The organism is Pseudomonas sp. FDAARGOS_761 (assembly GCF_013343155.1).
Taxonomy (GTDB): domain Bacteria; phylum Pseudomonadota; class Gammaproteobacteria; order Pseudomonadales; family Pseudomonadaceae; genus Pseudomonas; species Pseudomonas aeruginosa.
Map to the genome: position 1 here is coordinate 326,996 of NZ_CP054572.1, position 18,196 is coordinate 345,191.

Genomic DNA, 18,196 nt, shown 5'->3' on the forward strand with positions numbered 1-18,196 from the left:
GGTGCCGCCTGGCTTGTTAGAGTCACGCGCAAAAAATTGTTCACAAAACTAGAAACCGGTGAGAAAAATGACGCAATCCGTCGACGCTTTCCTCGAGCGCCTGAAGCGGCGCGATCCCGATCAGCCCGAATTCCACCAGGCGGTGGAAGAGGTGCTGCGTTCCCTCTGGCCGTTCCTCGAGGCCAACCCGCACTACCTGGAAGCCGGTATCATCGAACGCATCGTCGAACCCGAGCGGGCGATCCTGTTCCGCGTGCCCTGGGTCGACGATCAGGGCCGGGTACGGGTCAACCGTGGCTACCGGGTGCAGATGAGCAGCGCCATCGGCCCCTACAAGGGCGGCCTGCGCTTCCACCCCTCGGTCAACCTCGGGGTGCTGAAGTTCCTCGCCTTCGAGCAGGTCTTCAAGAACTCCCTGACCACTCTGCCCATGGGCGGCGGCAAGGGCGGTTCCGACTTCGATCCGAAGGGCAAGAGCGACGCCGAGGTGATGCGTTTCTGCCAGTCGTTCATGAGCGAGCTGTACCGTCACGTCGGCGCCGACCTGGACGTGCCGGCCGGCGACATCGGCGTCGGCGCGCGTGAGATCGGCTACCTGTTCGGCCAGTACAAGCGCCTGTCCAACCAGTTCACCTCGGTGCTGACCGGCAAGGGCCTGAGCTACGGCGGCAGCCTGATCCGCCCGGAGGCGACCGGCTTCGGCTGCGTCTACTTCGCCCAGGAAATGCTCAAGGACCGTGGCCGCGGCTTCGACGGCCAGCGGGTGGCGATCTCCGGCTCGGGCAACGTCGCCCAGTACGCGGCGCGCAAGGTCATGGAAATGGGCGGCAAGGTGATCTCGCTGTCCGATTCCGAAGGCACCCTGTATGCCGAGGCGGGGCTCTCCGACGAGCAGTGGGAATACCTGATGGAGCTGAAGAACGTGCGCCGCGGGCGCATCCGCGAGATGGCGGAGCAGTTTTCCCTGCAGTTCCTCGAAGGGCGCCGGCCCTGGGGCCTGGCCTGCGATATCGCGCTGCCCTGCGCGACCCAGAACGAACTGGATGCCGAGGATGCGCGGCGCCTGCTGGCCAACGGCTGCGTCTGTGTCGCCGAAGGCGCCAACATGCCCTCGACCCTGGAAGCCGTCGACCTGTTCCTCGAGGCCGGCATCCTCTACGCGCCGGGCAAGGCGTCGAACGCCGGCGGGGTGGCGGTGAGCGGCCTGGAAATGTCGCAGAACGCCATGCGCCTGCGCTGGAGCGAGGGCGAGGTGGATACCAAGCTGCACGGCATCATGCAGTCGATCCACCATGCCTGCCTGCTGTACGGCGAGGAACAGGGGCGGGTCAACTACGTGAAGGGGGCGAACATCGCCGGCTTCGTCAAGGTCGCCGATGCGATGCTGGCGCAGGGCGTGGTCTGAGGTCGTCCCATCGAGGAAAAAAACGGGGCTCCAGGGGAGCCCCGTTTTTCCTTGTGCCGGTTATTCCGCGGGACGCGGCGTGGTCTCCGTGCTGGCCGGCAGCAGCGGATATTCGACGCGCGGCTGCTTGCCGCTCAGGCTGTGCAGGAAGGCGACGATGTTCTCCACGTCGTCCGGCGCCAACTGCTTGCCGAGCTGGGCGTTGCCCATGATCGCCACCGCGTCCTTGAGTTCCCAGACCTGGCCGCTGTGGAAGTACGGCGCGGTGAGGGCGACGTTGCGCAGGGGCGCGGCGCGGAATACGTACTCGTCGCTCTGGGTCTTGGTCACGGCGAAGCGGCCCTTGTCGCCGCTGGGCAGGACGCTAGCGTCGGGCTTCTTCACCAGGCCGAACGGGAAGTAGGCCTGGCCGCCCAGGTTGATGCCGTTGTGGCAGGCGCTGCAGCCACTGTCCATGAACGCCTTGAGGCCTTTCTTCTGCTGCGCGTCGAGGGCCTTGTCGTCGCCCTTGAGATACAGGTCGAAGGGCGAGTCCGGAGTCACCAGGGTCGCCTCGTAGGCCTCGATGGCCAGCGCCATGTTGTCGAAGCTGACCGGCTTGCCGGCCTTGGGGAAGGCCTTGCGGAAGGCGTCCACGTATTCCGGGATGCTGCCCAGGGTCTGTTCGACCAACTGCGGGGTACTGTGCATCTCGACGCTGTTCTGGATGGGGCCCTTGGCCTGCTCCCCCAGGTCCTTGGCGCGGCCATCCCAGAACTGCGCGGCATTGAACACGGCGTTGAAGACCGTCGGCGAATTGCGTGGCCCCTTCTGCCAGCCGTGACCGACCGACGTCGGTACGTTGTCGGCGCCGCCGGTGCCGACGTTGTGGCAGGTGTTGCAGCTGAGCACATGGCTGCGCGACAGGCGCGGGTCGAAGAACAGTTTCTTGCCGAGTTCGCGCTGTTGCTCGCTGATGGGCTGGCCGCGCAGCTCGGTGACCTGCTCGGGGATGGGTTTGAACAGCGCGCTGGCCTGGTCGTGCAGGGCATCGGCCAGGGCGAGGGGCGTGGCGAACGACAGCAACAGGCTGCCAAGCGGGAGCAGTTGCGAGGACTGCATCTTTTTTTCTCCTTATCAGGCGTTACAACCGGTCCTGTGAGGAGAGGCCAGCGGCGCGCTGCCCGGCTTGACGTGGATCAAGCGCACCGGGATCGGTGCTGCGGATGGTTGTCGCAGCGTGCTTCAGCGCTCGCGCAAGGCCCGGGCCAGCGCGCGGTCGCGGTCGCGCTGCCAATCGTCGTCGCGGTCGTCCCACTGGCGTTCCTCGAAACGCCGCCGCTCCTCGCTCCGCGCCATCGACCGGCATTGCTCGAAGCCGTCGCCCCAGCCGCTGGCGTAGATCGCCTCGCGCAGGTAGCGGGGGACGTCCTTGCGGAATTCGCCGCTGATCGAGCCGGCCGCCTGGCGGCCGCTGCCGCAGCCGTCGTCGAAACCGTCGGCATAGGCGGGCGGGTAGCCCTGGGCGAGCAGGTGCTGGTGGGTGTTTTCGCAGCCGCCGAGCAGGGTGGCGGTGAGCAGGAGCAGGGCGAGGACAAGCACGCCGAGACGCGAAGAAGACATGGCTGGGACTCCTCGACCGCCGGGACGGGACTCCCGGAGGTTCGCGCCGGGCCCGCTGGCAGGTCCGGCGCGAGTCTAGGTCGGCATTGGTGAGGAATTCGTCAAGCCGATGTGATGACGATGCGATGACCGCCGCCGTCCAGCGCCTGGTCGCCGATCCTCACCGGCAGGAAGCGTTCGATAATCCGGCGGTTGCTTTGCAGATGGGCGCTCAGCCGCGGCGTGGTGAAGCTGCCGGCGCCGGCCAGGGCCATGGGCAGCAGCAATTGGTCGGCGAGGTGCTCGTCCGCCGCGCAGCCGCTTTCCATCCAGCCGATGGCTTGCGTCGCGACCTGTTCCGCCACCCGTTCGGCGCTGACGCCGGCCTGGCCGAAGGCGCAGAAGGTCGCGCAGATGTGCTCGCAGTCGATCCGCAGCAGCAGGGCGTTGCCCGGCCCCTGGTCCTCCGCGAGGAACTCCAGCTGGCGTTCTTCGTCGCTCCAACCGAGGCGCTGGCGGACCCTCTCCAGCTCGCGCTCGCCGACGTGCCCGGGAATCCCGGCGAGCAGCGCCCGCGCCTGGCGCCGCAGCGCCGCGCCGGGATGCTCCAGTTGCAGCGGCCGCCAGCGCGCCGGGCGTACCCGCGCTAGCAGCTCGCCACCGCCGGCGGGTACGAAGCCGTGGCGCAGCAGTTCCAGGTCGACTTCCGCGCCCATCCGCCGCAGCAGCGGCAGCCAGCTGTCGCGGAGAAAGTCCGCCGGCGGCGCCAGTGGATTGTGGGTGCCGCCGCTGATCCTCACCCGGCTTTCGCCGTTGGCCGCGAGCAGCGCCGGCAGCAGGGTTTGCAGTACCAGCGAGCAACTGCCGGCGGAGCCGATGGCGAAGGCGTAGTCGCCGGCGCGGATCGCACCGGGCCGGAACGCCAGCTCGCGTGAGCCGAGTTCGGCACCCTCGACCTCGGCCGCGCAGATTTCCGCCGCCGCGCGCACCGCGGTGAGGTGCTGGCGCAGCAGCCCCGGACGGCTGCGCCGGCCACGGATGTTGCGGATGCGCAGCGGCTGGCCGCTGGTCATCGACAGGCTCAGGGCGCTACGCAGGATCTGCCCGCCGCCTTCGCTGCCGTCGAGTTCGATGAGGTCCTTTCTCATGAGGTTTCCCTTGTGTATTGCCATATCTTGTCGTGGAGGTAGCGATCCAGCAGTCGGCTGTCCTGGCGCGCGCCGGTTGGTTGGGCGGCCCCTCGTTCGGCCTGGAGCAACTCCGCTTCGATGAAGCGTTGCAGCGCCAGGCGCGGAGGGCCGTAGGCCGATTCGTCGCGCTGACGCTTGAGGCTCAGCAGGGCATCCAGCTCTTCGCGCAGCGACGGGTCGTCCAGCGTGGCTTCCACTAGCCTCTCGAACGCCACCGGCGGCAAGCCCAGGCCTGCATCCAGCCAACGCACCGCGAACAACGGGCGCAGGACGTAGAGGTATTTCTTCAGCCGGACGCTGTCGCCCTTCAGGTAGCCGCGGTAGTTCTTGCGTGCCATCGACAGGTAGTGATGGCGGCTGCCAGGTACGGAGTGAAAGGCGTTGCCCAGCCAGAGCAGTTCCTCGCGCACGCCAGGCTCTTCCCGATACACCAGCGGCGAGCCGAGCCACTCCAGCAGGGCCGGGTTGGATTTGCGCATCAGGCGCAACGCCTTGCGCAGCTCCCAGCCGCTGATGTCCAGCTCGTCGCTCAGCGGGCGTTCTATCACGTCGCGAGGTTCCTCGACGCGCTGATACCACTCGGGCTGATGCACATAGACGAAGCGTACGTCATAGTCGCTGTCCGGCGAAGCGAAGCCCCAGGCCCGGCTGCCCGACTCGCAGGCGTAGAGCACGACTACGTCGTGCTCGCGTTCGATCCGTTCCAGCTCATCCAGTACCCGCTCGCGCATGGCGGCGGGGAGCGGATGGCGTGCTTCCCTGTTCATTTCGATTCTTCCCCAGCGGGCGCCACAGGGCGCCCGTCATCCTTTCACGCACACCACCTGACGCAGGGTGTGCAGCACTTCCACCAGCTCGCGCTGGGCTTCCATGACCCGGTCGATGTCCTTGTAGGCCATCGGGATCTCGTCGATCACGTCGGCGTCCTTGCGGCATTCGACGTGGGCGGTGGCGCGGGCCTGGTCGGCGACGCTGAAGACCTTCTTCGCCTTGGTCCGGCTCATGGTCCGCCCGGCGCCGTGGCTGCACGAGCAGAACGCTTCCTGGTTGCCGAGGCCGCGGACGATGAAGCTCTTCGCCCCCATCGAGCCGGGAATGATGCCGAGCTGGCCCTTCTGCGCGGACACCGCGCCTTTGCGGGTGACCAGTACCTCCTGGCCGAAGTGGCGCTCCTTCTGCACGTAGTTATGGTGGCAATCGACCGCCTCCAGGTTGGCTTCGAACGGCTTGCGGATCACCTGGCGCGCCGCCTCGATCACCGCGTGCATCATCAGCGCGCGGTTCTGCCGGGCGAAATCCTGGGCCCAGCCGACCGCTTCCACGTAGTCGTCGAAGTGCCGGCTGCCTTCCTCGAAGTAGGCCAGGTCCTTGTCCGGCAGGTTGGCGATGTGCTGGCGCATGTCCGCCTTGGCCAGTTCGATGAACAGGTTGCCGATGGCGTTGCCGACCCCGCGCGAACCGCTGTGCAGCATGAACCAGACGCGGTCGGCCTCGTCCAGGCAGACCTCGATGAAGTGGTTGCCGGTGCCGAGGGTTCCCAGGTGCTGGCGGTTGTTGGTCTTCTCCAGCCTCGGGTGCTTGTCGGTGATCGCCTTGAAGCGACCGGCGAGCGCCTTCCAGGCCTGGTCGGCGGCCTCCGGTACCTCGTGCCAGGCGCCGCGGTCGCGGCGGCCGAAGGTCTTGCCGTGGGGTACCGCCTGCTCGATGGCGCTGCGCAGGGCGTGCAGGTTGTCCGGCAGGTCGGCGGCGACCAGCGAGGTGCGCGCGGCGATCATTCCGCAGCCGATATCCACGCCCACCGCGGCCGGGATGATCGCGCCGAGGGTAGGGATCACGCTACCGATGGTCGAGCCCTTGCCCAGGTGTACGTCAGGCATCACCGCCAGGTGCTTGAAGATGAAGGGCATCTTCGCCGTGTTCAGCAACTGCTGGCGCGCTTCCTCCTCCACCGGGACGCCCTGGGTCCAGAGCTTGATCGGCTTGCCGCCGGCCACTTCGAGGATATTCATGTCTTTCATCGTGCTTTCCTTGTGCTCCGCGTCGTCCCGTCGACGGCGCGGCTATCGTTCGTGATCAGGCCTGCTTCAGCGTGACCAGTCCGTTCAATACCTGGTCCAGGCCACCGAATACCGAAATCCGGTCGATGCGCTCGGCCACCCGCTCCAGGGTTTCCAGTTCCTTCAGACGCAGCGCGGTCGGGTTTTCCTCCATGACCTTCGCGGTATTCAGCAGCGAGCGGGTCGCCGAGGTTTCCTCGCGGCGGCGGATCACATTGGCCTGGGCCGCCTTCTCCGCCTCCACCACCTGCGCCAGCAGGGTCTTCATTTCGCCCGGGAGGATGATGTCGCGCACGCCCAGGCCGCTCACTTCCAGGCCGCTGTCTTCCAGCTTGGCGGCCAGGTGGGCGCTGACCGCTTCGTCGATCGACTGCTTGTTCTCCAGCAGTTCGTCGAGGGTGCGGGTGCCCACTGCCGCCCGCAGGCCGAACTGCAGCTCGCGGTACAGGTACTCCAGCGGCTTGCTCAGCCGCGAGAAGGCGGTGAGTACGTCGTTGTAGCGCCAGTTGGCGGCGAGGTTCAGGCGCAGGCTGACCTTGTCGCGGGTGAGGATCTCCTGGCCGCTGACCTCCAGCGCCTGGATACGGGTGTCGACCAGTTCCACGCTGACTTGCCGGTTGTAGCGCCAGAAACCGTATTGTCCGGCTTGCAGCAGGCCGGCAAGGGCGCCGTCGACCTTGAGCACGCCGACCTGGAACGCCGGCACCTGGACCAGCAACACTGCGTCCAGGCCCGCCAGGGCACGGTCGCGCAGGTTCGGCTGGTGCAACTGGGCGACCAGCGCGGCGGACAATCGATAGTCCTGGGTCAGGTCGATGCGCTCCAGGCGCTGCTCGGTCTGGCCTTTCCAGTACAGTCGGCGGCTGCCCGGTGCGAGCAGCTCCACCAGCACGCCGTCCTCGTAGCGCAGGCCGGCCTCGTTGTCGCCCAGGTCCATCCGGGTGAAATAGCGCTCCACCAGTTGTGGTTCGCTCTGCCGCAGGTAGCCGGCCAGGCGGTGTTCGAACTGCGGGGTGTTCAGGCTGAAGCTTTCCAGGCTCAGGCGGTCGTACGGATCGAAGCGGCGGTAGGTGCCCGGTTCGAGCACGGCGAGGAAGTCGCCTTCGGAGTACAGCAGGCCGCGTTCGTTCTTCTTCACGATAAAGCGCTTCAGCATTTTCATCTCTTCATTCCTTTCATTCTTCCGTGGTGCCGGTGTTGCCGGCCCGTCGAGCGTCGCGGGTGGAGCGCGGAGGAGGTTGGCCTGGCGGACGTCCTGTCCATGCGATCGATTCCCTCGATCCCCGGCCTGCCTTGCCCCGTGCCCGAACCGCGGGCCGGACGGGCCGGCGGCGGCTTCGGCTCCCTTGCGTTGTCCGGCCTTCCTGGCCGCTTGCGCAGTTCGCCTCGGCCACACCGGCGGGTGTTGCCATTGAGTGATTGCCGTTAAGGCAACGTTCGAGCGGGAGTCGAACCCGCGACAGACCATTTCGTGGATGGTTGCTCTACCAGGCTGAGCTATCGAACCGCGAAGCGGCATTGCCGTCATTCGCGAATGACCGTCGTTGTTGCGGGCGGCATGCACGACGCCGACACCAGGGGTGGGCTCGGGCACCGGCGGGACTGGAGTCCCGACCCGTCGGCCTGCATGGGCGATGCGGTCGAGATGGATATAGCGAGCGGCGTGCCAGGTTTTTATCGATGAGACTATTTCTTGATTAACTATTTGATTTTAAAGGTGAATAAATTTTTTATTGCGATTCGTCGGCGAATTCGATGGAGAGATGCCCGACTATTTCTATATATTTTCATATCGATCTTTATCTTGAAGGATAAGCAGTGATGAAACGCACGGTCGCCATCGGCTTCATCGGCGCCACCCTCGACCGTCTCGGCAAGGGCGCGGCGCGCTGGCAAAAGTGGCGGCCGAGCATCGGCCTGTGCCAGCAGCCGGACCTGCTGATCGACCGCCTCGAACTGATCCACGGCAACGACGCCCGCGACCTCGGCCTGGCCGAGCGGATTCGCGCCGACATCGCCGCGGTGTCGCCGCATACCGAGGTCCGCCTGCAGCAGATGGAACTGCGCAACCCCTGGGACTTCGAGGAGGTCTATGGCGCCCTGCACGATTTCGTCAGCGCCTACCCCTTCGACACCGAGCGCGAGGACTACCTGGTGCATATCACCACCGGGACCCATGTCGCGCAGATCTGCTGGTTCCTCCTTACCGAGGCGCGCTACCTGCCGGCCCGGCTGGTGCAGACCTCGCCGTCGCGGCGCAAGGACGAGGCGCGCCATCCCGAGGGCTCGGCGACGCTGATCGACCTCGACCTGTCCCGCTACGACCGCATCGCCTCGCGGTTCCGCCGCGAACAGGAGGAAAGCCTGGCTTTTCTCAAGTCGGGAATCGCCACGCGCAATGCCGCTTTCAACCGCTCCATCGAGCAGATCGAGCGGGTCGCCGTGCGTTCGCGGGCACCCATGCTGCTGGTGGGGCCGACCGGTGCCGGCAAATCGTTCCTCGCCCGGCGCATCTATGAACTCAAGCGCAGCCGGCACCAGCTCGACGGGCGTTTCGTCGAGGTCAACTGCGCCACCTTGCGCGGCGACGGCGCGATGTCGGCCCTGTTCGGCCACGTCAAGGGCGCCTTCACCGGCGCGCAGAATGCGCGCGAAGGCCTGCTGCGCGCAGCCGACGGTGGCATGCTGTTCCTCGACGAGATCGGCGAGCTGGGTGCCGACGAACAGGCGATGCTGCTCAAAGCGATCGAAGAGAAGCGCTTCTTCCCGCTGGGTTCGGACCGTGAGGTGGAGAGCGACTTCCAGCTTATCGCCGGGACCCACCGCGACTTGCGCGGACGAGTGGCCGAAGGCCTGTTCCGCGAGGACCTGTTCGCCCGCATCAACCTGTGGACCTTCGAGCTGCCGGGCCTGGCTGGACGCCGCGAGGACATCGAGCCGAACATCGACTTCGAACTGGAGCGGCACGCCCGCGAGCAAGGGCGGCAGGTGCGTTTCAACCTGGAGGCCAAGCGTCGCTACCTGGCCTTCGCCGGTTCCAGCGAAGCGCGCTGGGCCGGCAACTTCCGCGAGCTGTCGGCTTCCATCACACGGATGGCGACCCTGGCCGACAGCGGGCGGATCGACGAGGCGCTGGTCGAGGAGGAGATCCTTCGCCTGCGCCAGGCCTGGGGGCTCGATGCGGGCCGGGAGCCACTGGCCGATCTGCTGGGGCAGCGGGTGGAGGCCCTGGATCTGTTCGACCGCCTGCAACTGCAGTCGGTGCTGGAGGTGTGCCGCGGGGCTAAGACCCTTTCCGAGGCGGGACGCCGGCTGTTCGCCGTTTCGCGCCAGGACAAGCGCAACCCCAACGACGCCGACCGGCTGCGCAAGTACCTGGCGCGTTTCGGCCTGGACTGGGCGCAGATACGCGCCTGAACACCACTTCGGGATATCCTTGGCGTCTTTTCACGGGCTCCAGGGACGAATGCCGATGAGCGAGATAATGGACGTCGAGCGGCTGCGCCAGCGCTGCGCGGCCGGCGAAAGCTTCAAGTACCTGTATTTCTGGGGACATCGTCCGGCGACGGATGACAAGGTCGGCAAGAGCTGTTTCAGCCAGTGGTACGAGGCTTCGTTCAAGCTCGACGGGGTGCGCTACGCCAGCGCCGAGCATTACATGATGGCGGCCAAGGCACGCTTGTTCGACGACTCCAGGCTGCTCGAGCGCATCCTGGCGGCGCGCAGCCCAGGCGAGGCGAAGGCCCTCGGCCGCGAAGTCGCCGGCTTCGACGAGGCACGCTGGAACGCCGAGCGGGTGGGAATCGTGATCGAAGGCAACCTCGGCAAGTTCGGCCAGAACGCTTCGCTGAAGAAATACCTTCTGGGCACCGCCGACCGGGTGCTGGTCGAGGCCAGCCCGGTGGACGCGATCTGGGGCATCGGCCTGGCCGCGAGCGATCCCCTGGCAGCCGAGCCGGCGACCTGGCAAGGCCTCAACCTGCTCGGCTTCGCCCTGATGGAGGTGCGCCGGAGGCTGGCTCAGTAGTAGTACCAGCGCAGCTCCAGCTTCACCTCGTTGATCGGCTTGCCGACATGGCTGAACTCGCGTTCGGCGCTCAGGCGCAGGCCGAGGTCGCGGCCCAGCTCCACCTGCTGGACGAAGCCCAGGCTGCGGCGCACTTCGCCGTTGTGGAAGTAGTCGCCCTTGGCCTCTAGGGTCAGGTTGCCCAGCGGGTTGCGCCACAGCAAGCCGCTGTCGAAGCCCACCGCCGGGGCGATGGCGGCGGCGAAGTCCCTGTTGTTCTCGATCCGCGCGGTGCCCATGGCGTAGAGCAGCAGGTCGTCGCCGAACATCCAGCTGCCGCCGGCGCCGCCGTTGAGGTGGCTGACCAGGTTTTCGTCGCCGTCCTCGCCCGGCACCCGCTCCAGGCCGCCGGCGACCTGCCAGGACAGCGGCTTGAGCAACTGGTTGCGCGGGGTCAGCGAGCGGATGGTGACCAGGTCGAGATTCTGCAACTGCCAGCGGTTGCCTTCGTACTGGCGCAGCTTGAGCTGGCCGATCTCGATCTGCGCGCCGAGGGGGAAGCCATAGGCGTTATCGGCGAGGTCATGGTAGGCCATGCGCAGGCCGTACTCGGCGAAGGCGCGGTCATCGCGGCTGCCGACGCCGAACTGCCAGGTCCGTGACTCGTGGCCGTCTTCCGGCTGGCCGGGGCGCTCGACCTGGAGGTCCGGCGGCGGGTTGCGGTTGATCGCACGCAACAGGTTGTAGCTGCGCGAGGCGATGCCGCTGTCACGCGCCTGACCGGTGGCGCGGTAGCGCACCAGACGGAAGGCGGCGTCCTGGATCAGCGCCTGGCGCGGCATCGGCAGGGCCTTGAAGTCGGGAGCGTCGAGCAGGCTGTCGTCGTCCGCCAGGCGCTTGGCCCAGTCGCGCTCGGCATGGTCGAGCGGTTCGGCGCGGGCGAGCAGTTCCTTCTCGCGCGACGGCCGGTAGTCGATGCGCTCGATCAGCCCGGCGTTCTTCACCGCGCGGACGGTGTCGGTGGGGATCGCGGTAAGCGGGAACTGCTCGGTCAGCTCGATGCCCGGGCGGGCGATCTCCATCAGTTCGAGCAGGCGGAACGAACAGTTCTCGTCGAAGAAGTAGTAGTCGAAGCGGACCTGCTTGAGTTCCCAGACGTGTTCGACCATGCGCCCGGTCTCCTCGGGCGTGAGGTTCAGCTTGTATTCCCAGAGGTCGCGGTTCTCCAGGCGGCTGTACTCGGCCAGCTTCTCCCGGTACGGGACCAGCGCGAACAGGCCGGGATAGCCGCCCATCAGGCCTTTCCAGGCATAGAGGATGCTGTTGTCCATGCCTTCGATGTAGGCGCCGAAGTTCAGCGCGTAGCTGAGCAGGGCGGTGTTGTTGCTGGTGACGTCGGCCTGGTCGATGCGCAGCAGGGTGTGGCCGAACATCGACGACGGGCTGTTCAGGTAGGCCGCGGGGAACACCAGCACCGCGCTGTGCGGGTTGATGTCGCGGTACCAGTTGTCGTATTCGCCGCACTGCGGCTGCGGCAGGTCGTCGAGTTGCAGTTGCTGGCGCAGCCAGCGGGTGCGCGCCGGGTAGACGCACTGGGCATGCTTGTCGCCAAGGCTGGGCGAGGCATAGAGCGCCTTTAGCGTGGCCGCCAGTTCGGCGTCCGGGTGGCTCTCGCCGTTGTCGGCGAGGAAGAACCGCTCGTCGTCGACGTAGCTGCGCCAACCGCCGAGCTTGCCGCGTTCGTAGTGGCCGAGGGCGATCCAGTAGGGATCGGCGGCCAGTTGCTGGAGGCGGGCCTCGGGAACCGTGGGCGCAGCCAGAAGGGGGGAGCAGGCGCACAGCGCCATCCAGGGCAACAGGCGTTTCGGCATCGGCAAGGCTTAATGCTTGGGGAAAGGGGCCTGCCCGCGAACGGGCAGGCGGCGAGGCTCAGGCCTGCTCGGCGTACTTGGCCAGGCGGGCGTCCTGTTTCAGGATCGCCTGGGTGTTGGCATAGACGTCGGCGGCGGTGGCGTCGGACTTGTTGAAGATCTCGGAGAAATGCTCATGGGTGACGGCGGCGAAGTGCTCGCGGTCCTGCGGTTGCACGCCCAGCACCACGGCATAGGTGGTCAGCGCTTCGCCATTGCCCTTGGCCATGTCTTCGGACAGCTCGTCCATCATGCTGCCGAGCACCAGCAGGGGCTTGCCGCCATAGGACAGCGCGCCGTTGGTATGGCAGCCGTTGGTGCCGGTGGTCATGCCGAAGGTGTTGTTGCCGGAAGTGCCGTTGGTGGTCGCCGCGACCACGTGGGTGGCCACGCCGCGCTGGCCTTTGAAGAGCATGTTGCCCCAGCCGCAGCCGGCGCCGCCGGGAGCGTCGGCGAAAGCGTTGAAGGAGGCGGCGGCGAACAGGGTACCGAGCAGAATCCGTTTCATCGTTTGTTCTCTCTTGAGGTGGATCGGAGCCATCTGGAGCGGGCCAGCGACGCCGTGAGCTTTTCGGAATGCCACCGGGGTGTCAAGGCACCGAATGGGTGGCAGCGCGCAATGCCGGGCGAAAATTGACCGGCGTCAGCGGCAATCCGCTTGGAACCGTCCAGACTTGGGAAAGTTCTGGTCGGTCTGAGCGAAACCGGCCTTGGTCAGCCGTTCCTCATGCAGGAGGTGGATATGAGCGCTTTCGACCCCGCTACCGCCCTGGAAACCCTGGCGACCGAGTACGCGGCACGCGCCGCGGCGATCCGCCGGGACCTGGCGCGCAGCCATTCGCCGGACTTTGCCGAGCAGGCGGTGCAGCGCCAGAACGACGAAGTGCTCGAAGGCCTGCTCGCCGAGGCGGAGGCGGGGATGCGCCAGGTCGGCCTGGCCCGCCTGCGCCTGGCGGAAGGTCGCTACGGCTACTGCGAGCGCTGTGGCGAGGCTATCGAACCGGCGCGCCTGGCCGCCCTGCCTGCGGCGGAATACTGCCTGCGCTGCGCCGACCTGGTACATCGGTGAGATAGCGCCATCCGCGCCTTGTCAGTGGCGCGAGGCTGGGGGGAGAATGCGGGCGACGACACCCCGCGGCGATCTGCCGCCCGATGCAAGGATTCCCGATGCCCGATTCCGTCGCTGCCGGCCTGCGCCTGGCGCCAGAAGAACTGACCCGCCCGTTCGCTCCCGAGCAATTCGCCTTCGACACCACCGATGACCTGGAGCCCTTCCGCGGCGTGCTGGGCCAGGAGCGTGCGGTCGAGGCGCTGCAGTTCGGTGTGGCGATGCCGCGTCCGGGTTACAACGTATTCGTCATGGGCGAGCCGGGGACCGGACGCTTCTCCTTCGTCAAACGCTACCTGCAAGCCGAGGGCAAGCGCGTCGCCACGCCCTCCGACTGGGTCTACCTGAACAATTTCGACGAGCCGCGCGAACCTCGGGTGATCGAGCTGCCGCCGGGCAGCGCGACCGAGTTCAGCGCCGACATCGACCGCCTGATCGACAACCTGATGTCGACCTTCCCGGCGGTCTTCGAGCATCCGGCCTACCAGCAGAAGAAGAACGCCGTCGACCGCGCCTTCAACCAGCGCTACGACCGCGCCCTGGACTCGGTGGAGCGGCGCGCCCTGGAGAAGGACGTGGCGCTGTACCGCGACAGCGCCAACGTCGCCTTCACCCCGATGAAGGACGGCAAGGCCCTCGACGAGGCCGAATTCGCCCAGTTGCCCGAAGCCGAGCGCGAGCGTTTCCACAAGGATATCGCCGCCCTCGAGGAGTACCTCAACGAGGAACTGGCGAGCCTGCCGCAGTGGAAGCGCGAGTCGAGCAACCAGTTGCGCGAGCTCAACGAGGAAACCATCACCCTGGCCCTGCAGCCCCTGCTGGCGCCTCTGGTGGAGAAGTACAACAACAACCCGGGCGTCTGCGCCTACCTGCAGGCGATGCAACTGAACCTGCTGAAGACCGTGGTCGACCAACTGGTCGACGACAGCCGCACCGACGCCCAGCGCAAGCAAGGGCTGATCGAGCAGTACGCGCCGAACCAGGCCATCGTCCACCACGCGACCAGCGGCGCGCCGGTGGTGTTCGAGTCGCACCCGACCTACGACAACCTGTTCGGCCGCATCGAGTACAGCTCGGACCAGGGGGCGCTCTACACCAGCTACCGGCAGTTGCGTCCGGGGGCGCTGCACCGGGCCAACGGCGGCTTCCTGATCCTGGAGGCGGAAAAGATGCTGGGCGAGCCGTTCGTCTGGGACGCGCTGAAGCGTGCCCTGCAGTCGCGCCAGTTGAAGATGGAGTCGCCGCTGGCCGAACTCGGCCGCCTGGCTGCGGTTTCCCTGACCCCCCAGGTGATCCCGCTGCAACTGAAGGTGATCATCATCGGCTCGCGGCAGATCTACTACACCCTGCAGGACCTCGACCCGGACTTCCAGGAGATGTTCCGGGTACTGGTGGACTTCGACGAGGACATCCCGCTGGGCGAGGACAGCCTCGAACAGTTCGCCCAGTTGCTCAAGACGCGCACCTCGGAAGAGGGCATGGCGCCCCTCAGCGGCGCGGCGGTGGCGCGACTGGCGACCTACAGCGCGCGCCTGGCCGAGCACCAGGGGCGGCTTTCGGCACGGATCGGCGACCTGTTCCAGTTGGTCAGCGAAGCCGATTTCATCCGTCAGCTGGCGAACGAGGAGGTGATCCAGCTCGGCCACATCGAGCGTGCCCTCAAGGCCAAGCAGACCCGCACCGGACGGGTGTCGGCGCGGATCCTCGACGACATGCTGGCGGGGATCATCCTGATCGACACCGCTGGCGCCGCGGTCGGCAAGTGCAACGGACTGACCGTGCTGGAGGTGGGCGACTCGGTGTTCGGCGTGCCGGCGCGGATTTCCGCGACCGTCTATCCGGGCAGCAGCGGCATCGTCGACATCGAGCGCGAGGTCAACCTCGGCCAGCCGATCCACTCCAAGGGCGTGATGATCCTCACCGGCTACCTGGGTAGCCGCTACGCCCAGGAGTTCCCCCTGGAAATCTCCGCCAGCATCGCCCTGGAACAATCCTACGGCTACGTGGACGGCGACAGCGCCTCGCTCGGCGAGGTCTGCACGCTGATCTCGGCACTGTCGCGGACGCCGTTGAAGCAGTGCTTCGCCATTACCGGCTCGATCAACCAGTTCGGCGAGGTGCAGGCGGTCGGCGGCGTCAACGAGAAGATCGAGGGCTTCTTCCGCCTCTGCGAAGCGCGCGGCCTGACCGGCGAGCAGGGCGTGATCATCCCGCGCGCCAACGTCACCACCCTGATGCTGGACGAGCGCGTATTGCAGGCGGTGCGCGCCGGGCAGTTCCACGTCTACGCGGTGCGCGAGGTGGACGAGGCGCTGGCGCTGCTGGTGGGCAAGCCGGTCGGTGCCCAGGACGAGAAGGGACGCTTCCCGAAAGGCAGCGTGAACGATCTGGTCGTGGCGCGCTTGCAGGAGATATCCGAACTCGGCATGGAAGAGGACGACAAGGAAAAGGACAAGCCGGCGGAGAAAGAGACCGTCGCGGCGAAGGACAAGGCCGCGGCGAAGAAGGACTGAGTCCGGCGCGTTGCCGGAACCTGCCGAGGGCGGGGCTGGAAAGCCCCGCCCTCGTGCGTTTCAGCCATGTGGACAAGTTCCCGCCGGCGCTATGCGGAACCTGGCGGCAGGTGTAGGCTCAAAACTGGGAACCCCCGTGAGGATGCCGCCATGCCGCGTAACCTCTGCCTCATCCGCCCTTGTCTGGGGCTGACCACGCGAATCGAATGCGTGGTCAGGCCGCTGGCCGGAGAGAACGGACTCTGGACCCTGCTTTGCGCCGCCGGCATGTCCGGCTCCCAGCCTTCGGCGATCAAGGCCCAGGGCCCCTTCCACGGACCGCTGGTGGCCGAAGGGGTGTTGCAGGCGATTGCCGACTGCCTGGCCCAGCAAGGCTATATCGAAGCCGTCGACCCGCCGATCTGGCGCCTGCACCTGCAGGGCGAACTGCGCCGACTCAATGGCGAACGACGGCCGCATGTCGGCGACTACCTGTTTCGCCCGGAATCCTGAGCGGCGCCTGGGCAAAGCCTGAGCAATCCGGCCAAGGCCCCGTGCCATCATCGCTGGCGGGATCCATCCCGGCTCGGTGCACATATTTATCCACAGATTTTCTGGATAAAAACCGCCGGCCGCTGCGTTATACTCGCCGCCCCATTTCCCCCTGCACATACACACAAGAGACCATGGAACGCTTTTTCGAAAACGCCATGTACGCCTCGCGCTGGCTGCTGGCTCCCATCTACATGGGCCTGTCGCTGGCGCTGCTGGCGTTGACCATCAAGTTCTTCCAGGAAATATTCCACGTCATCCCGAACATCTTCGCGATGGCCGAGGCCGACCTGATCCTGGTCCTGCTCTCGCTGATCGACATGGCTCTGGTCGGCGGCCTGCTGGTCATGGTGATGATCTCCGGCTACGAGAACTTCGTTTCGCAACTGGACATCGACGAAGGCAAGGAAAAGCTCAACTGGCTGGGCAAGATGGATTCCGGCTCGCTGAAGAACAAGGTGGCCGCCTCCATCGTTGCGATCTCTTCGATCCACCTGTTGCGCATCTTCATGGACGCGAAGAATGTGCCGGACAACAAGCTGATGTGGTACGTGATCATCCACATGACCTTCGTGCTCTCGGCGTTCGCCATGGGCTACCTGGATAAGCAGACCCGTCACTGACGACCCTCTCCAGTGTTTCGCTCGCGCCGCCCGGCCGTTGTAAAACGGACGGGCGGCGGCGTTTCCGGCTTGCGTTGCCTGTCGCCTGGGCAAGACTTTCCTGTGATATCGGGCGGACGCCGGGAGCGGGCGTCCTTCGCATCGTCGGGGCCTGGCGGCCGGACGATGCCGGGAATCGGGCCGGCGCTGTCGGGACCGAGGCGGTTGGCGGAAACCTGGAGGCTTCCGCTGCCTGCGCAACCTCGAGAGGTTCGCGATGAACATGCAGGATCTCGCCGGCCGGGTCCAGGCCGGACATATCGACGCCTTGCACCTGGTGTCGCTGGAGGGTGGCATCTATGTCCTGGAGGCGCAGATGGGCGGCCGCGCCTATCCGGTGGAGGACGATCTCGGCCAGCCGGTCAGCCTGCGCTCCGTGGAGCATGCGCGCCAGGTACTGCGCGGGCTGGACAGGGTTCCGGTGGAGTTGGTGTGCGCCGATGTCGATGACGAGATGTGTGGCCTCCTGGCCGAGTCGGGTTCGTTTATCGGCGGGCTGCCGCTGTCGATCCGCCAGGGTTGAGCACAAGCGGCTGCGCCGGTAGGGGGGAAGGGCCTTCTGTGCTAGGCTGGCCGCCCTTTTTCGACCCCACAGCGGAGCACCGCCATGAGCGAACTCAACCTGACCACTGACGAAGCCCGTGTCAGCTACGGCATCGGCCGTCAACTGGGCGACCAACTGCGCGAGAATCCGGTTCCAGGCATGACCCTGGACGCAGTCCTGGCCGGCCTGTCCGATGCGTTCGCAGGTATCGACAGCCGGGTTTCCGGCGAGGCGCTGTCGGCCAGCTTCCAGGTGATCCGCGAACGCATGCAGGCCGAAGCCCAGGCCAAGGCCGAAGCCGCCGCTGGCGAAGGCCGCGCCTACCTGGCCGAGAACGCCAAGCGCGAAGGCGTGACCGTGCTGCCGTCGGGCCTGCAGTTCGAGGTGCTGAGCACTGGCGAGGGCGCCAAGCCTTCCCGCGAGGATACCGTGCGCACCCACTACCACGGCACCCTGATCGACGGCACCGTATTCGACAGCTCCTACCAGCGCGGCCAGCCGGCCGAGTTCCCGGTGGGCGGCGTGATCGCCGGCTGGGTCGAAGCGCTGCAACTGATGAACGCCGGCTCCAAGTGGCGCCTGCACGTACCGAGCGAACTGGCCTATGGCGGCCAGGCGGTCGGCAGCATTCCCCCGCACAGCGTGCTGGTGTTCGACGTCGAACTGCTGGAAATCCTCTGAGGCGCATC

Annotated in this window: 17 protein-coding genes and 1 tRNA gene; 9 read left to right on the forward strand and 9 right to left on the reverse strand. The window is 66.6% G+C overall.

Going from position 1 to position 18,196, the window contains the following annotated elements; translation table 11 throughout:
* The first annotated feature begins 67 nt into the window (after positions 1–67).
* Positions 68–1,405 carry an NADP-specific glutamate dehydrogenase gene (gdhA, locus tag FOC67_RS01510; protein ID WP_003094817.1) on the forward strand — a complete coding sequence of 446 codons (1,338 nt, stop codon included), beginning with the start codon at positions 68–70 and terminating at the stop codon, positions 1,403–1,405.
* A 60-nt stretch (positions 1,406–1,465) separates the two neighbouring features.
* Here the strand turns inward: gdhA and ccpA are convergent, their stop codons facing one another.
* The 7 genes from ccpA to FOC67_RS01545 all read right to left on the reverse strand — a co-directional run bounded on the left by ccpA (position 1,466) and on the right by FOC67_RS01545 (position 7,740).
* Entirely contained in the window at positions 1,466–2,506 is a 1,041-nt protein-coding gene (gene ccpA / locus FOC67_RS01515; protein ID WP_004364346.1) for a cytochrome-c peroxidase CcpA, read from the reverse strand.
* 123 nt (positions 2,507–2,629) lie between these two features.
* Entirely contained in the window at positions 2,630–3,007 is a 378-nt protein-coding gene (locus FOC67_RS01520; RefSeq protein ID WP_003094811.1) for a hypothetical protein, read from the reverse strand.
* 101 nt (positions 3,008–3,108) lie between these two features.
* The gene (rtcA, locus tag FOC67_RS01525) at positions 3,109–4,134 is read right to left on the reverse strand and encodes an RNA 3'-terminal phosphate cyclase (protein ID WP_003111141.1); all 1,026 of its coding nucleotides are present in this window, start codon (positions 4,132–4,134) and stop codon (positions 3,109–3,111) included.
* Complete coding sequence (locus tag FOC67_RS01530; protein ID WP_003111140.1) at positions 4,131–4,943, reverse strand: DNA polymerase beta superfamily protein; 813 nt, start codon at positions 4,941–4,943, stop codon at positions 4,131–4,133. The genes rtcA and FOC67_RS01530 overlap by 4 nt, the downstream gene beginning before the upstream one ends.
* A gap of 36 nt (positions 4,944–4,979) precedes the next feature.
* Positions 4,980–6,194, reverse strand: a complete 1,215-nt coding sequence (locus FOC67_RS01535) for an RtcB family protein (protein ID WP_003111139.1) — start codon at positions 6,192–6,194, stop codon at positions 4,980–4,982.
* 55 nt (positions 6,195–6,249) lie between these two features.
* Positions 6,250–7,395: a slipin family protein gene (locus tag FOC67_RS01540; protein WP_003094795.1), complete on the reverse strand. Its 1,146-nt coding sequence runs from the start codon at positions 7,393–7,395 to the stop codon at positions 6,250–6,252.
* 271 nt (positions 7,396–7,666) lie between these two features.
* Positions 7,667–7,740, reverse strand: a tRNA-Arg gene (locus FOC67_RS01545).
* Positions 7,741–8,054: 314 nt separating this feature from the next.
* Between FOC67_RS01545 and rtcR the strand changes: the two genes are divergently transcribed.
* Both rtcR and FOC67_RS01555 read left to right on the forward strand, forming a co-directional pair.
* Positions 8,055–9,650, forward strand: a complete 1,596-nt coding sequence (gene rtcR / locus FOC67_RS01550) for an RNA repair transcriptional activator RtcR (protein WP_003094789.1) — start codon at positions 8,055–8,057, stop codon at positions 9,648–9,650.
* Positions 9,651–9,705: 55 nt separating this feature from the next.
* Positions 9,706–10,260 (forward strand): NADAR domain-containing protein, encoded by a 555-nt coding sequence (locus tag FOC67_RS01555; protein WP_003134970.1) that lies wholly within the window; start codon positions 9,706–9,708, stop codon positions 10,258–10,260.
* Here the strand turns inward: FOC67_RS01555 and FOC67_RS01560 are convergent.
* Entirely contained in the window at positions 10,254–12,110 is a 1,857-nt protein-coding gene (locus FOC67_RS01560; RefSeq protein ID WP_003094784.1) for a DUF4105 domain-containing protein, read from the reverse strand. The two genes, FOC67_RS01555 and FOC67_RS01560, sit on opposite strands and share 7 nt — an antisense overlap.
* Before the next feature lie 58 nt (positions 12,111–12,168).
* Positions 12,169–12,657 carry a DUF3015 domain-containing protein gene (locus FOC67_RS01565; RefSeq protein WP_003094783.1) on the reverse strand — a complete coding sequence of 163 codons (489 nt, stop codon included), beginning with the start codon at positions 12,655–12,657 and terminating at the stop codon, positions 12,169–12,171.
* Positions 12,658–12,891: 234 nt separating this feature from the next.
* Between FOC67_RS01565 and FOC67_RS01570 the strand changes: the two genes are divergently transcribed.
* The 6 genes from FOC67_RS01570 to FOC67_RS01595 all read left to right on the forward strand — a co-directional run bounded on the left by FOC67_RS01570 (position 12,892) and on the right by FOC67_RS01595 (position 18,188).
* Positions 12,892–13,218, forward strand: coding sequence for a TraR/DksA family transcriptional regulator (locus FOC67_RS01570; protein WP_003116271.1), 327 nt, complete (start codon positions 12,892–12,894; stop codon positions 13,216–13,218).
* 98 nt (positions 13,219–13,316) lie between these two features.
* Complete coding sequence (locus tag FOC67_RS01575; protein ID WP_003094777.1) at positions 13,317–15,770, forward strand: Lon protease family protein; 2,454 nt, start codon at positions 13,317–13,319, stop codon at positions 15,768–15,770.
* A 150-nt stretch (positions 15,771–15,920) separates the two neighbouring features.
* A complete protein-coding gene (locus FOC67_RS01580; RefSeq protein ID WP_003094775.1) occupies positions 15,921–16,262 on the forward strand; it encodes a hypothetical protein in 342 nt (113 codons plus the stop codon).
* A gap of 173 nt (positions 16,263–16,435) precedes the next feature.
* On the forward strand, positions 16,436–16,924 hold the full coding sequence (locus FOC67_RS01585; protein ID WP_003111135.1) for a TIGR00645 family protein: 489 nt from the start codon (positions 16,436–16,438) through the stop codon (positions 16,922–16,924).
* A gap of 256 nt (positions 16,925–17,180) precedes the next feature.
* The gene (locus FOC67_RS01590) at positions 17,181–17,486 is read left to right on the forward strand and encodes a DUF6482 family protein (RefSeq protein WP_003094771.1); all 306 of its coding nucleotides are present in this window, start codon (positions 17,181–17,183) and stop codon (positions 17,484–17,486) included.
* An 84-nt stretch (positions 17,487–17,570) separates the two neighbouring features.
* Complete coding sequence (locus FOC67_RS01595) at positions 17,571–18,188, forward strand: FKBP-type peptidyl-prolyl cis-trans isomerase (RefSeq protein WP_003094769.1); 618 nt, start codon at positions 17,571–17,573, stop codon at positions 18,186–18,188.
* The last annotated feature ends 8 nt before the right edge of the window (positions 18,189–18,196 follow it).

Excerpts from the sequence above, each read along its gene's own strand:
- gdhA (WP_003094817.1), top strand. The coding sequence starts at position 68 with ATGACGCAATCCGTCGACGCTTTCCTCGAGCGCCTGAAGCGGCGCGAT.
- ccpA (WP_004364346.1), bottom strand. The coding sequence starts at position 2,506 with ATGCAGTCCTCGCAACTGCTCCCGCTTGGCAGCCTGTTGCTGTCGTTC.
- FOC67_RS01520 (WP_003094811.1), bottom strand. The coding sequence starts at position 3,007 with ATGTCTTCTTCGCGTCTCGGCGTGCTTGTCCTCGCCCTGCTCCTGCTC.
- rtcA (WP_003111141.1), bottom strand. The coding sequence starts at position 4,134 with ATGAGAAAGGACCTCATCGAACTCGACGGCAGCGAAGGCGGCGGGCAG.
- FOC67_RS01530 (WP_003111140.1), bottom strand. The coding sequence starts at position 4,943 with ATGAACAGGGAAGCACGCCATCCGCTCCCCGCCGCCATGCGCGAGCGG.
- FOC67_RS01535 (WP_003111139.1), bottom strand. The coding sequence starts at position 6,194 with ATGAAAGACATGAATATCCTCGAAGTGGCCGGCGGCAAGCCGATCAAG.
- FOC67_RS01540 (WP_003094795.1), bottom strand. The coding sequence starts at position 7,395 with ATGAAAATGCTGAAGCGCTTTATCGTGAAGAAGAACGAACGCGGCCTG.
- rtcR (WP_003094789.1), top strand. The coding sequence starts at position 8,055 with ATGAAACGCACGGTCGCCATCGGCTTCATCGGCGCCACCCTCGACCGT.
- FOC67_RS01555 (WP_003134970.1), top strand. The coding sequence starts at position 9,706 with ATGAGCGAGATAATGGACGTCGAGCGGCTGCGCCAGCGCTGCGCGGCC.
- FOC67_RS01560 (WP_003094784.1), bottom strand. The coding sequence starts at position 12,110 with ATGCCGAAACGCCTGTTGCCCTGGATGGCGCTGTGCGCCTGCTCCCCC.
- FOC67_RS01565 (WP_003094783.1), bottom strand. The coding sequence starts at position 12,657 with ATGAAACGGATTCTGCTCGGTACCCTGTTCGCCGCCGCCTCCTTCAAC.
- FOC67_RS01570 (WP_003116271.1), top strand. The coding sequence starts at position 12,892 with ATGAGCGCTTTCGACCCCGCTACCGCCCTGGAAACCCTGGCGACCGAG.
- FOC67_RS01575 (WP_003094777.1), top strand. The coding sequence starts at position 13,317 with ATGCCCGATTCCGTCGCTGCCGGCCTGCGCCTGGCGCCAGAAGAACTG.
- FOC67_RS01580 (WP_003094775.1), top strand. The coding sequence starts at position 15,921 with ATGCCGCGTAACCTCTGCCTCATCCGCCCTTGTCTGGGGCTGACCACG.
- FOC67_RS01585 (WP_003111135.1), top strand. The coding sequence starts at position 16,436 with ATGGAACGCTTTTTCGAAAACGCCATGTACGCCTCGCGCTGGCTGCTG.
- FOC67_RS01590 (WP_003094771.1), top strand. The coding sequence starts at position 17,181 with ATGAACATGCAGGATCTCGCCGGCCGGGTCCAGGCCGGACATATCGAC.
- FOC67_RS01595 (WP_003094769.1), top strand. The coding sequence starts at position 17,571 with ATGAGCGAACTCAACCTGACCACTGACGAAGCCCGTGTCAGCTACGGC.